We start from the raw sequence: 12,483 nt of genomic DNA on the forward strand, positions 1-12,483 counted from the left end.
AGGAATGTCATGACACATACACTTTATTACAAATTTATCCTGGGCTATCTGCTGTTCGGCTTCCTGGGTTTTGTTACGATAGCAACCGTATCATCTAATCTGACCTATGAACATCTGATTGAGCAGAAGGCGGAAGCCCTGTATGACGAGGCAACCATGATTGCCGATAACTGCAGCAAGGTATATGAGGGGAAGTATCTGGACCTGGCAACCGCTTATCCTCAACTGGATGCGGTCGCAACCTACATGAAGGCCAGGATCTGGATTATGGACCACAGCGGGATTATCACTGCCGACAGCAGCCGGAAAGCAGCCGGCACTGCCGTGGAAGGCTTTGATCCGACTGCCCAGGGAAACCGGCTGTACACCATCGGCCGGTATTACGGGATGTTTGACAGCGATGTCCTGTCTGTCTCCTCCCCCATTACGGGAAACATGAATACCTACGGTTATATTACCATTCACCTTCCTATCAGTGTTATTAAGGCGGAACAGAACGGATTCCTGAATATTGTGTACATTACATCGGGGATTATTTTTGCCCTGTCCCTGATTATCTTGCTGATATTTACGAAAATCGTCTATTTCCCGCTCAAGAAAATAACCTATGCAGCCAATGAGTACGCGGCGGGAAATCTGTCACACAACATAAAAATAACGAGCCATGATGAGATCGGCTATCTGGCTAACACGCTGAACTATATGTCCAGCGAACTGAATGATATGGAAGAATACCAGAGAAAGTTCATCGCCAATGTCTCCCATGATTTCCGCTCCCCTCTGACCTCCATCAAAGGTTATCTGGAAGCAATCCTGGACGGGACAATCCCGCCGGAGCTGTACCAAAAATACCTGGGAATCATCATCTCCGAAACCGAGCGCTTAAATAAGCTGACCCAGGGCATGCTGACTCTCAATTCACTGGACAGCAAAGGCTATCTGAGCCGGACTAATTTCGATATCAACAGGACCGTCAAGGATACGGCGGCTACCTTTGAAGGTACATGCAGTGCAAAAAGAATCACTTTTGATCTCACCTTCTCCGATTCCATCCAGATGGTCTACGCTGATCTCGGCAAGATTCAGCAGGTTCTCTACAATCTGATTGACAATGCCATCAAATTCAGCCGGGAGGATTCGGTCATCTATATCCAGACCTCGGTACGCTATGAGAAGGTATTTGTGTCGGTGAAGGATACCGGTGTTGGTATCCCAAAGAATAATATCAAAAAGATATGGGAGCGTTTTTATAAGAGCGATGTATCCCGTGGAAAAGACAAGAAAGGAACCGGACTCGGCCTGGCCATTGTCAAAGAAATTATACAGGCCCACGGTGAAAATATTGATGTGGTCAGTACGGAAGGCGTTGGAACGGAATTTATTTTCAGCCTGCCGAAAGCGACGACGCTATAGAAAGACAGGGAGGGGGGCGCCGCAATATGGCCCTGCAATATAACGGGTAAGGCCGATTACACGGATCCCCTCTAAAACGCCTGCCATGGGTCGTCCCCCTCTCTGTTCATACTGTTTTTATTTTATTAAATGTCCCGCAATCACCGTTCTCTGAATCTGGTTTGTACCCTCAAAAATCATAAATATCTTGGCGTCACGCATCAGTTTTTCCACTTCATATTCTCTGGAATATCCATATCCGGAGAATATCTGTACCGCATCGAGTGTGTTCTGCATGGCGGCTTCCGATGAGAATGTCTTGGCAAGCGCGTTCATCTTTCCGTCCACAGCCCCGCTGTCAATCATCGCAGCGCACTGATATACAAGGCTCCTGGCCGCCTGGTTCCTGATTTCCATATCTGCAAGCATAAACTGGATTGCCTGCAGCTTCGCTATCGGTTTTCCGAATGTCACCCTGGTCTTTGCATAGTCTACACTTAGGTCAATAGCTCTCTGACTCAGCCCCGCCGCCATGGCCGCGCATTCCAGTCTGGTTCTGTCCAGTGTCTGCATTGCCAGCTTGAATCCTTTTCCCTCTGCCCCCAGAAGATGAGCTTCCGGTACATGTACTTCCTCCAGTATCACATCAGCCGTGGTGGAAAGGCGGATTCCCATTTTGTCCTCGTGTTTTCCAATCGAAAGCCCCTCTCTGCCGCGTTCAACAAGAAATGCTGAAATCCCTTTCGTTCCCGCGTCCGGCTCCGTCTTGGCAAAGACAACGTAGAAATCAGCATGGGGTGCATTGGTTATAAAACATTTGCGGCCTGTAATTATGTACTCCCCATCCTTCTTTACCGCCTTTGTCCTGATAGCTCCCGCGTCAGAGCCTGCGTCTGGCTCCGTCAGGCAGAAGGACCCCATGCCTCCGTTGATCAGCGCGTCAGCTGCATACTGTTTCTGCTCCTTCGTCCCTGCAAGAAGAATCGGCTTCATCGCCAAAGTGCTGGCCTGTACGGCAACGGAGAATCCAGCGTCTGCCCTGGCAAATTCCTCTGCTACAAGAATATTGGCAAATGTGCCAAGTCCGGCTCCTCCAAACTCTTCCGGAATACACAGGGACGTATATCCCAGCCCGGCTGCTTCTTTATACACCGAAAGCGGCGTTTCCCCCTTCAAATCGTACTCCTTTGATACCGGCCTTATCTTTGCCTCGGCAAACTCTCTGGCCATTTCCTGAATCTCTCTGTTTTCCTCTGATAAAATATGCGGCATTTCTGTCCTCCTGTTTTCTCCCTGTTTACCTGAAGCCGGATACGTCCATGTCACGTATCAGACACCAGAATTTCAATCGTTTTAAATTTCGTATACTATTCCGGAATCATAATATTTTCTAATGATTTTATTCTAGCAGATATAATTATCTAAAAATAGCAGATTGCATTTTTACCATGATGCAACCATGAGTTGCACAGTTACGGCTCACGGGTCCCCCAACCTCAACTAAATCTCCATTGCAAAATCCCGTCATAAATGATATTGTTAAATCAATAAAAACACCTGCAGAAATTATAAAATACAGCGTATCAAATCCAATAAATCACATGGCCGGGCAGCAACTGCTCTGGCTCTGGAGGAACTTTATATGAGCATAACGAACGGCGCAGCTGAAAAGACTGTCAGAGCTTTTTTAGACGCCTATTTGAAAAAAAGGGACATAAATACTGTCCTCTCTCTTCTGACAGATGAAATCCAATGGATCGGCATCGGAACCGATGGCAGCCTGTGTGGTATCCAGAAGGTGGAGGCTGCCCTGAAAGAAGAATACTCCCAGGATCCGGAGCCCTATCTGCCGGAATTAACTAACTCCTGTGAGACGTCGGTATCCCAGGATGACGCTGTTTTTATGGCTGATTTAACAATAATGAGACCCGTCTCTTCCGGCCCGCTCTTCACTTTAAAGGCCAGGATAAGCGCTGCCTGCATCCATACTCCGGACGGCTGGAAAATTGCCGCTGTGCATATGTCCGCCCCCAGTGTTTTACAGGGTGTCTCCGGCTCCGTCAGTCAGGACACGGGTGAAGATCTGCTGAACCACAGCGTTTTTCTCAATATTGATCAGAATAAGCAGGCAATACTGCAAAATCACCGGCTGGCGGCACAACTGGAAGCCCGCAACCAGATTTTGAATATTGCCTTAGAACATACATCCATCTGTGAATTTTATTATTATCCGTTGATCCGGACCTGTGTCATTCCCCGCCGTACCTGTGAATACTATCACTGCAGCGAACGGTATGAACAGATGCCGGACAGCTTCCTGGATTCCTTTGTCGTCCCCTCCTGCCACGCCGCCTGCCGGGAAATGTATGAAGCCATCCATAACGGATTGGGAACTGCCAATGCAGAGTTCCAGACACTCTCCGGCTCCTGGTGCCGGGAATTTATGTCAACCGTAACCTGGACGGAAGACGGGCGGCCCGACTTTGTTGTGGGTATCATTGAAGACATTACCAATCAGAAGGGAATGGCCAGCGCGCTGGAAAACGCGAAATCCCGTGACAGCCTGACCGGCTTATGGAATAAGGAGACCGGCACAAGGCTGGCCCAGAAATGTATGCAGGAAAAACCGGAAGGGGAAAACTGTGTTCTGATGCTACTGGATATGGACAATTTCGGCCAGCTTAATGAGAAAGAGGGAACCTCCTTTGCCAATGCCGTTCTTCTGGAAGTGGCCGATATATTGCGCGGCTCCACCTCTGAACAGGATCTCCAGATCCGTCTGGGCGGCGATGAGTTTATGCTGTTTATCAGGAATTGTGATAAAAAACAGGCTGCCGTGCTCGGCCCCCGTATCGCCGACCAGGTTCAAAATCTCATGATTCTACCGGGCAGAGAGAGCCGGATCAGCGTCAGTATCGGTATGTGTTCCACCGAAGTCGTCAATAACTACAGCGGCCTCTACCGATGCGCAGAAAGTACGCTGAATTATGTCAAAGAGCGCTGCCGTGGACACGCCGCCTGCTATCTCGACACCTCCAATGAGCTTGGAGTTATGCTGACCAATCTCTATACGGAAAAATACATTGTCAATACTATTGAACAGGAAGATGCGCAGCGCGGAGAAAATCTGATATCCTTCGCTCTGGATCTGCTGGGGAAATCGAAAAATCTGGAGGATGCCGTCTCCCTGTTGTTCGCAAGAATTGGAAAGATTTATCATATGGACCGTGTATCCCTGCTTGAAATTGATCCTTCTTTCCTCTCCTGCCGTTTTACATACCAGTGGTCAAATGATATGTCTTATATTCATATAAATAAGCCTTATTATATTACCCGAGAAAAATACGAGGCTGCCGCCATGCGGTATGCATCCGACGGGCTGTGCGATGTCTGTCCGAACAAAGAGATTTCCCCATTCCCCTCCTGCCTCCATTTTGCAATATGGAATAACGGCGTCTATATCGGCGCCATCGGATTCGAAGTCTGCCAGGAAAATTATATCTGGACAAAAGAACAGCGCCGTGTGCTGGCGGAGATTGGTAAAATTGTTCCCTCCTTTGTCATGAAAGCCCGTGCCGATGCCGTCAGCCAGGCAAAAACAGATTTCCTTTCCCGTATGAGCCACGAAATACGGACCCCGATGAATGCAATCGTCGGTATGACCGCTATCGCACGTTCTGCCGCCGGAAATAAGGAGCAGGTATTGGAATGTCTGGAAAAACTTGATAACTCCAGCAAGTACTTACTTCACCTTGTCAATGATATCCTGGATATGTCCCGGATTGAGAGCGGGAAAATGGAACTGAACCCAACACCGATGCTTCTTTCATCCTTTCTGTCCTCCATAGACGAGATGGTGCGGATGCAGGCCGAAGCAAAGGGACTTTCCTTTACCATACAAAATGACTGCCGTACCGAACGGCATTTAACAGCCGATCAGCTAAGGCTTGAACAGGTTCTGCTGAATCTCATCGGAAATGCCATTAAATTTACAGATGTGGGAGGTTCCATTACTCTTCATATTCATCCTGTTAAAGAAGAAGATACCGGGCTGGCCCTGCGCTTTTCACTGGCGGATACTGGCATCGGCATTTCCCCGGAAGTCCTGCCGTCTATCTTTAACGCGTTTGAACAGGGAGCAAAAAATATCTCTTCACAATATGGCGGTACCGGCCTTGGGCTTGCCATCTCCAGCCGGCTGGTACAGATGATGGGAGGCGTTCTGGATGTAAAAAGTGAACCCGGCCGCGGCTCCGAATTCTTTTTTACCGTCTCTCTCCCATACAGCGAGGTTCCGGCACCCCAGCACGAAATATTAAATGAGTCCCCCTCCTATAGTTTTAACGGCAAACGGCTTTTAGTTGTGGAGGATAATGAAATTAACCGTGAAATAGCCCAGACCCTTCTTGAAATGAATGACTTTTTCGTAGAGACAGCAGGAAATGGGCAGATTGCCCTTCAGATGTTCTGTAAAAAAGAACCTTTTTACTATGATGCCATTTTAATGGATATCCATATGCCGGTTCTGGATGGAATTGAGACGACAAAGAGACTTCGCACCATGGGCAGGGCCGATTCCCGAACCATCCCGATTATTGCAATGACGGCCAATGCCTTTAGTGAGGACAGCCGCAAGTCACTGCAAATCGGTATGAACGGGCATTTATCAAAACCCATCCAGATTCAGGAGCTTCTGAAAATGCTGAACCATTGTTTTAACACAGAGACAGCTCTCCCATAATCAATAGCCAAGCTTACCCCGGCGGATTTACATTGCGCTTTGCCACTGCCGGTACCATATCCGATTTGAATAACCGGCTGCTCGATGCCCAGACCGATTACGCCGTGGCTTCCGTCGATGATTTTTTCAGGGGGAAAATAGCCGTGGCAGGAACGTTTGAAGAGAATTCCACGCTGCAGAACTACTTCGAGGCCGTCTCTTCTCCTCAGGACATCCGCACCTATGATAATATGGATGCCGTGTTAAAAGAATTGTCCGACGCGTTAGGTCTTATGCAGAATGAGAAAGTGCTGCAGGTTTGGGCGGCTGATTCCGATACTGACACCTATCTGCTTTCCGGCGGCAGTACCGTTGCGGCAAATCTTGACGGTAATGAATGGTACCACCGGCTGCTTACCACGAAGGACATCGTGATTTCCGATCCCTTTCTGGAACCGCCACCGGAGAGATCATTGTCTCGATCGTAAACCCGGTTTTTTCTGAATCAGGCAGCGAGATTGCCGGTCTGACCGGTTTAGATGTCTATTTAAGCAGTCTGGGCCAGGTAATCTCATCGATCAAAGTCGGGGAACACGGTTATCTTGAACTTATCTCCAATAATTCGGATTACATATACAGCGACGATCCGAGCGCATCGGGCAGGAATGTTTCCGAACTCGATATCCCCCAGGAGTATAAAGATAAGGTTCACAGCAATTATAATGGCGTTCTCAACTTCAGTTATAGCGGCATCCGGTATACCTCCATGTTCAGAAACAGCGCAATGACCGGCTGGCTGGCTGTCGCCACGCTGCCGATTTCGGAAGTAAATGCGACACACAACCGGCTGCTCACCATACTGGGTGTGCTGTCCCTCATAATTCTGGCCGGACTTACAACTGTTATCGTGTTTATTGTACACCGTACCATGAAACCTCTTGCCGGTATCAGCAGAATCATGGAAGAGTTCTCACAGGGTAATCTGGGCGTCGACATTCCTCTCGGCCGGACAGATGATGAAATCGGCAGAATGGCCGGCAGCATCCGTTCGTCTGTTGCCGCTCTCAAGGATATGATTCATAATGTCACACGCGTTCTGGAAGAAATTTCCCGGGGCAATCTGAAACTTTCCGTAGACGGTAATTATTTAGGAGATTTTTCTTTTATACGTGATGCCCTGGAGCAGATTATAAAATCCCTGAATTATACGCTTTCCCAAATCAGCTCATCCGCCCAGCAGGTAGCCTATGGCTCCGAACAGGGAGCCTGCGGCGCGCAGTCGATGGCTCAGGGCGCTACGGAACAGGCGGCGGCAGAGGAACTGGCGGCGGTCATAGAGGACATCTCCCAGCAGATTATATCCAATGTCAGCAGCACTTCAAAAGCCAATATGAGCGTAACTACGGTGGTAAATGAAGCCTAGGTGAGCAACCGCCGCATGCAGGAGATGCTGTCGGCTATGCAGGACATCCGACAGAGCTCCAACGAGATAAGTAAAATTATCAGCACAATTGAAGATATTTCCTTCCAGACAAATATATTGTCCCTCAATGCAGCCGTCGAGGCTGCCCGAGCCGGTGAAAACGGCAGAGGTTTCGCCGTCATTGCCGCAGAAATCAGGAATCTGGCCGCAAAAAAGCGCCGAAGCGTCCCATAACACGACGTCCCTCATCGCCGCTTCGTTAAAAGCAGTGGAACACGGAACGCGTATTTCTGGTGAAACGGCTGTCTCTCTCAAGAATGTCCTGGACGGTATTAAAGAGGTGGAGATGATTATTGAGCAGATATCTTCAGCTTCCGACGATCAGGCCCGCTCCGTGGAACAGGTACATCAGAGTATCACGCAGATTTCCGATGTTGTCCAGCTCAACTCAGCTACCGCCGAAGAGAGCGCGGCGGCCAGCGAAGAACTGTCCGCACAGGCGCTGCTGTTGAAGGAATTGATTGGCTCGTTCCGGCTCAGGAACGAACCCTGATAGAATAGTAAATAATCTTTTTTACTCTGCAGCCATTGATTGCTTATTCATCAGTCAGATGGCTATTACATATTTCACCGCCTGCGGCGGGTCGCTGTGGCGACATTATTCCATACCGCCGCAGGCATTAGCTCACTTAGCAAGTGTAACGAGCTTAGTGAACAAGCCCTCTTTAGAGTTGTGGTCCTCCGAGGAGCGGTTTTAATTTAACAGGAGAACTTTCCTGTTAAATTAAAAAAACGAAAACCTCTCACATCAAGGTTTTCGGCATTGTATTCAGTGTTCCTGAGCGGATTCGAACCGCTGGCCTTCCGCTTAGGAGGCGGACGCTCTATCCTGCTGAGCTACAGAAACACATATTAGGATTGATGAATAAATTCATACAGAATTTCTCCTGTCTACTGCCCTATTCATCACAGGCACGATGTCAATTATAATTCATATTCCCTGATTAAGTCAAGTCCCTTTGTAAAAAATACGCCTGTTTCTATCACAAAATTCCGTTGTTTTTAAAATTTGCTGTTCCCTGCATCCAGATCCGCCCTTTAAACCTGCGGCCGGGACTTGGTTCACCCAGCAAATCCATCTTATTGATGGCGACCCGGAAGAATAAATCATTACATTCCAGATTCATATCATAGATTTCTTCACCGGTTATCCTGTTTTTCTTCAAATCGATATCGCGGATCTCGCCCACCACTGAATACTGGTCACATTCAATACCGCTTGGCATGAAACAGGTATCTACAATCGAATAAATATCCTCTTTCTCCACACGTCTTGAGGCCTGGGAATAAAGATCAATATCCTCTATTGTTAATGATTCCATCGCGTCCTCGTCACCATTCTTCGCCGCTTCCAATAGACTGTCCCTGTTCCGTGAAGCTACCTTGGCTTTTTCTATCTGCATGGCTGTTTTTTTAATTGGAAGAAGAATCTTTCCATGGACCGACAGCGCTGACAGGCTGGCCGATTCCACCTTGACCGGTGAATTGGTTTTCTGGGTCCTCTCCCTGTATTCCATTGGGTTAAGAAGGTAAAATATTAATGAAATTCCCACTTTATATTCATCCAGCAGACCTGCATATGTTTCTTTTTCTGCATGGCGCTGTATGGAACATTCCGCCTTCGATGTGACAGTATCGTTGGAAATATAGGGAAAATAGTATTCCACATCCAGTTCATCTTTTTCATTCAATTCACCGTACATGGCGATTCCCAAACCCGGGGCAATTTCTGTCTTCATCTCACACAAATTGGTATCTCTGTCTATTTGTATACACTTGGAACTCACCGCTTCCTTAGAGAGGCAGCGAAGGAGCGCCCTTATGTCGTTCTTCTTCTGATACATGCTGAATCCCGCAGCGCGTAAAAACTTATGCATTCTTTCACCTTCTATCCTTTTAAATTTATTGTTGCTCTTTTTTGTATCTATTACTTTTACTACAAAACACGGTAATTTGCAATACTTTTGACCGATTCTTCTCAGCAACAGCTATTTTCACTGCAACAGACCGGAGGCTTGCAATGGGTTTAGTGATAACCCAGAGCCCGTTCGAGGGCCTCCTTTTCCTCACTTCCCAGAAGCACTTCCGTTTTCCCCTCCACAACATCTTTCATATAGAGGTAACAGCCTTCCCTGCTGTGTACGGAGTTCAAAACAAATCCTGTATTATTATCGTCCAAAAGAGCGATTACAAAACTCAGGTTTCCGCCCATTCCTTTAAAAGCATTATACTTTACAATTCCTGTTTTCTGGTATCCGGCTTTGACCTGCTCCTCCATGGACTCGATCAAATCTTTATTTGCTCTGTCCTCAGACCGGAGAAACGCAGCTTCATCCATTAGATCCAAAATCGTATCCTCCAGAGTTTCCGCATCCTTTCCCCTCATAAACATATCATATCTGCGGTACAGCTTCTTATACTGTGAAAGGCAGATAATGGTGACAATCAATGATATTAAAGTTAGTACGCTTAACCCGATAATCAAAAATCCAGGATCAAATCCTATGTTATTCAATATACTATTTTCCATCTTATGTCCTCATTTCAGTTCTTTAATTTCTATGACATTGAAAAGTGTGCAATAAAATTCATAAAAATTAATATTTAACCATTAATGGACTGGAGAAGCTCTGCTATTCTTTCCAGTTCCGCAGATGAATAATATTCAATTTCGATACGCCCTTTATTTTTATCCTTCTTATTAATAATAACTTTTGTACCCATCACAGCTTTTAATTTGTCTTCCAGATCCTGATAAAAGATATTGAAATCCTTTTCTTCCGGTTTAACTTCTTTAATCTTCGCAGGTTTTGTTAATAATTTAACTAATCGTTCCACTTCTCGGACACTTAATTTATTATTAATAATCTTATTGGCAATTTGATACTGCTGTTCCCCATCTTCCAGGACAAGAAGCGCTCTTGCATGGCCGCCTGTAATCCTGTTTTGTATTAACAGTTCCTGTACTCTCTCATCCAGCTTTAAAAGACGCATGCTGTTTGTTATTGTCGCTCTGTTCTTAGCAACACGCTCGGCTACATCTTCCTGTTTTAAACCGAATTCCCGGATCAGCATCTGGTATGCCTTAGCTTCCTCTATGGGATTCAAATCTTCACGCTGGACATTCTCGATCAGTGCAATCTCCATTGTCTGCTGTCTTGTATATTCTCTTATTATAACAGGAACTTCCTTCAGACCGGCCAGCTTTGCAGCCCGCCAGCGGCGTTCTCCTGCAATGATCTCATAATTATCCCCCATGGGCTGTTTTTGGACCAGAAGAGGCTGCAATACACCATATGCTTTTATGGAATTTGCCAGTTCATTCAGTTGTTCTTCATCGAACATCTTTCTGGGCTGGCTGCTGTTTGGTTCGATTTTCGTGATGTTCAGGAATTTTTCCTTTTCAACTTCTACGATTTTTACTTTTTGTACCGGCTTTGTTGTCTTTTTTGCAGCCGGTTCCGTTTTTTTCTGAGGTTTTTTGGCAACAGGAAGTACCATATCCATTTTCTCCAGGTTAGCTTTCTTATCTGCATGATCTGCCGGCTCTTCCGGGGTTCCTGTTCTTATCTCCTCATTAACAGCTTCCGGAGCCCTTGGTTTTGTCTGGGAAATATCATAATCGTCACCGAAAAAAGCTCCTAATCCTTTTCCAAGTCCTGTCCTCTTCGACATTGTTTCCTCCCTTTGTGCTGTGTTGTTTATTCATCCATTCATTTTTTATTACTATATGCTCTATTTTATGAAGAAGTAACAAATGTAATTTTATACATTCTCAGCTATATCTGTTATAGTTCCTCTCCTCTGCTGATTACTTCAGCGGCTAGGAGCCTGTAGCTTTCTGCCCCTGTCGATTTACTGTCATAAATATTAATCGGCATTCCGTGACTTGGAGCCTCCGCCAAACGTACGTTTCGTGGTATAATTGTTTTATATATTTTTTCATTCAGGTTATTCTTAACATTCTCAACAACTTCCAGAGACAAATTTGTTCTGGCATCATACATTGTAAATACTACTCCTTCCATCTCCAAAGAAGGATTCATCTTTCTTTTTACAATATTAATTGTGCGCAGAACCTGGCTTAATCCTTCCAGGGCATAGTATTCACACTGTATTGGAACCAATACGGTATCTGCAGCCACTAATGCGTTCAATGTTAAAAGACTCAGAGATGGCGGACAGTCAATTATAATAAAATCATAGTCGTTTTTCACTTGATCCAGGTGGCTTTTTAAAACAAACTCTTTATTTTCCACATCCAGAAGTTCAATCTCCGCACCGGAAAGATTGGAATCTGAAGGAAGTACATCCAGATCTTCCTGGACCTCACGCTGCAGACAATCTTCAAAAGAACAATCCCCCAGCATCATTTCATATACGGTATCTTCAATCTGGCCTTTTTCCAGTCCCAGACCGCTGGTAGCATTCCCCTGCGGATCAAAATCAATTGTCAAAACTCTCTGACCTGCTTCAGCAAGACAGGAGGACAAATTAATCGCAGTCGTAGTCTTTCCGACCCCGCCTTTTTGGTTTGCAATCGCTATTGTACGTCCCATGATGTTTCCTTTCTAAAACGTTTTTCTCCTACACGTCATTTTATAGTATAGCACATCTGCTTTCTATTTCCTACTTTTTGCTGTAAAAAAGTCTATTTTCTTTACTAAAATGTTTCACGTGAAACATTTTAATTTTTGGTAAAACTGCTGATATTTTCGATTGGCACACTAAACCGGTGCCTTTTCATGCAATTTTATGTTTCCATATTTCTCTATAAAATAATTTACACTATTTGCTCCATCATGCTATAAGAGACTGTAAGGTGCGTATAATATTATGTAACAGCCTTTTCTTTGCTGACTTGAAAAAGTAAATTCCAGTGCAAGAC

12 protein-coding genes and 1 tRNA gene are annotated in these 12,483 nt (G+C 45.9%); 6 read left to right on the plus strand and 7 right to left on the minus strand.

Going from position 1 to position 12,483, the window contains the following annotated elements; translation table 11 throughout:
- Window positions 1-9: 9 nt before the first annotated feature.
- Window positions 10-1,413 carry a sensor histidine kinase gene (locus CLOSYM_RS01865; RefSeq protein WP_003503824.1) on the plus strand — a complete coding sequence of 468 codons (1,404 nt, stop codon included), beginning with the start codon at window positions 10-12 and terminating at the stop codon, window positions 1,411-1,413.
- Here the strand turns inward: CLOSYM_RS01865 and CLOSYM_RS23330 are convergent.
- Window positions 1,408-1,500 carry a CoA transferase gene (locus CLOSYM_RS23330; RefSeq protein WP_242827651.1) on the minus strand — a complete coding sequence of 31 codons (93 nt, stop codon included), beginning with the start codon at window positions 1,498-1,500 and terminating at the stop codon, window positions 1,408-1,410. The genes CLOSYM_RS01865 and CLOSYM_RS23330 overlap by 6 nt on opposite strands.
- Window positions 1,501-1,530: 30 nt before the next feature.
- Complete coding sequence (locus tag CLOSYM_RS01870) at window positions 1,531-2,664, minus strand: acyl-CoA dehydrogenase family protein (RefSeq protein WP_021640717.1); 1,134 nt, start codon at window positions 2,662-2,664, stop codon at window positions 1,531-1,533.
- 370 nt (window positions 2,665-3,034) lie between these two features.
- On the opposite strand from CLOSYM_RS01870, the gene CLOSYM_RS01875 reads away from it, so the two are divergent.
- From CLOSYM_RS01875 to CLOSYM_RS23140, 5 genes are read left to right on the plus strand one after another with little or no spacing between them, the layout of a single operon-like run.
- Window positions 3,035-6,133 (plus strand): ATP-binding protein, encoded by a 3,099-nt coding sequence (locus tag CLOSYM_RS01875; protein WP_021640718.1) that lies wholly within the window; start codon window positions 3,035-3,037, stop codon window positions 6,131-6,133.
- Window positions 6,134-6,165: 32 nt separating this feature from the next.
- Window positions 6,166-6,600, plus strand: a complete 435-nt coding sequence (locus CLOSYM_RS23125) for a hypothetical protein (RefSeq protein WP_021640719.1) — start codon at window positions 6,166-6,168, stop codon at window positions 6,598-6,600.
- The gene (locus tag CLOSYM_RS23130; protein ID WP_181900369.1) at window positions 6,510-7,535 is read left to right on the plus strand and encodes a methyl-accepting chemotaxis protein; all 1,026 of its coding nucleotides are present in this window, start codon (window positions 6,510-6,512) and stop codon (window positions 7,533-7,535) included. The genes CLOSYM_RS23125 and CLOSYM_RS23130 overlap by 91 nt, the downstream gene beginning before the upstream one ends.
- Before the next feature lie 36 nt (window positions 7,536-7,571).
- On the plus strand, window positions 7,572-7,769 hold the full coding sequence (locus tag CLOSYM_RS23950; RefSeq protein ID WP_278245236.1) for a methyl-accepting chemotaxis protein: 198 nt from the start codon (window positions 7,572-7,574) through the stop codon (window positions 7,767-7,769).
- Entirely contained in the window at window positions 7,690-8,088 is a 399-nt protein-coding gene (locus CLOSYM_RS23140) for a methyl-accepting chemotaxis protein (RefSeq protein WP_278245235.1), read from the plus strand. Before CLOSYM_RS23950 ends, CLOSYM_RS23140 begins: the two co-directional genes overlap by 80 nt.
- Window positions 8,089-8,368: 280 nt before the next feature.
- Here CLOSYM_RS23140 and CLOSYM_RS01885 read toward each other — a convergent pair.
- The 5 genes from CLOSYM_RS01885 to CLOSYM_RS01905 form a co-directional block, all read right to left on the minus strand.
- Window positions 8,369-8,442: transfer RNA gene (locus tag CLOSYM_RS01885), tRNA-Arg, on the minus strand.
- Between the two features lie 136 nt (window positions 8,443-8,578).
- Window positions 8,579-9,472 (minus strand): DUF3881 family protein, encoded by an 894-nt coding sequence (locus tag CLOSYM_RS01890; RefSeq protein ID WP_044902045.1) that lies wholly within the window; start codon window positions 9,470-9,472, stop codon window positions 8,579-8,581.
- A 149-nt stretch (window positions 9,473-9,621) separates the two neighbouring features.
- Entirely contained in the window at window positions 9,622-10,125 is a 504-nt protein-coding gene (locus CLOSYM_RS01895) for a DUF4446 family protein (RefSeq protein ID WP_003503721.1), read from the minus strand.
- A gap of 74 nt (window positions 10,126-10,199) precedes the next feature.
- Window positions 10,200-11,270, minus strand: a complete 1,071-nt coding sequence (locus tag CLOSYM_RS01900) for a ParB/RepB/Spo0J family partition protein (protein ID WP_021640725.1) — start codon at window positions 11,268-11,270, stop codon at window positions 10,200-10,202.
- 113 nt (window positions 11,271-11,383) lie between these two features.
- Window positions 11,384-12,154 (minus strand): ParA family protein, encoded by a 771-nt coding sequence (locus CLOSYM_RS01905; RefSeq protein WP_003503717.1) that lies wholly within the window; start codon window positions 12,152-12,154, stop codon window positions 11,384-11,386.
- Window positions 12,155-12,483 lie beyond the last annotated feature (329 nt).

It is taken from the genome of [Clostridium] symbiosum ATCC 14940 (assembly GCF_000466485.1).
Classification (GTDB): Bacteria; Bacillota; Clostridia; order Lachnospirales; family Lachnospiraceae; genus Otoolea; species Otoolea symbiosa.

Bases quoted from the DNA above. Each gene is read 5' to 3' on its own strand.
- CLOSYM_RS01865 (WP_003503824.1), top strand. From the start codon at position 10: ATGACACATACACTTTATTACAAATTTATCCTGGGCTATCTGCTGTTC.
- CLOSYM_RS23330 (WP_242827651.1), bottom strand. From the start codon at position 1,500: ATGGCAGGCGTTTTAGAGGGGATCCGTGTAATCGGCCTTACCCGTTAT.
- CLOSYM_RS01870 (WP_021640717.1), bottom strand. From the start codon at position 2,664: ATGCCGCATATTTTATCAGAGGAAAACAGAGAGATTCAGGAAATGGCC.
- CLOSYM_RS01875 (WP_021640718.1), top strand. From the start codon at position 3,035: ATGAGCATAACGAACGGCGCAGCTGAAAAGACTGTCAGAGCTTTTTTA.
- CLOSYM_RS23130 (WP_181900369.1), top strand. From the start codon at position 6,510: ATGGTACCACCGGCTGCTTACCACGAAGGACATCGTGATTTCCGATCC.
- CLOSYM_RS23950 (WP_278245236.1), top strand. From the start codon at position 7,572: ATGCAGGACATCCGACAGAGCTCCAACGAGATAAGTAAAATTATCAGC.
- CLOSYM_RS01890 (WP_044902045.1), bottom strand. From the start codon at position 9,472: ATGCATAAGTTTTTACGCGCTGCGGGATTCAGCATGTATCAGAAGAAG.
- CLOSYM_RS01895 (WP_003503721.1), bottom strand. From the start codon at position 10,125: ATGGAAAATAGTATATTGAATAACATAGGATTTGATCCTGGATTTTTG.
- CLOSYM_RS01900 (WP_021640725.1), bottom strand. From the start codon at position 11,270: ATGTCGAAGAGGACAGGACTTGGAAAAGGATTAGGAGCTTTTTTCGGT.
- CLOSYM_RS01905 (WP_003503717.1), bottom strand. From the start codon at position 12,154: ATGGGACGTACAATAGCGATTGCAAACCAAAAAGGCGGGGTCGGAAAG.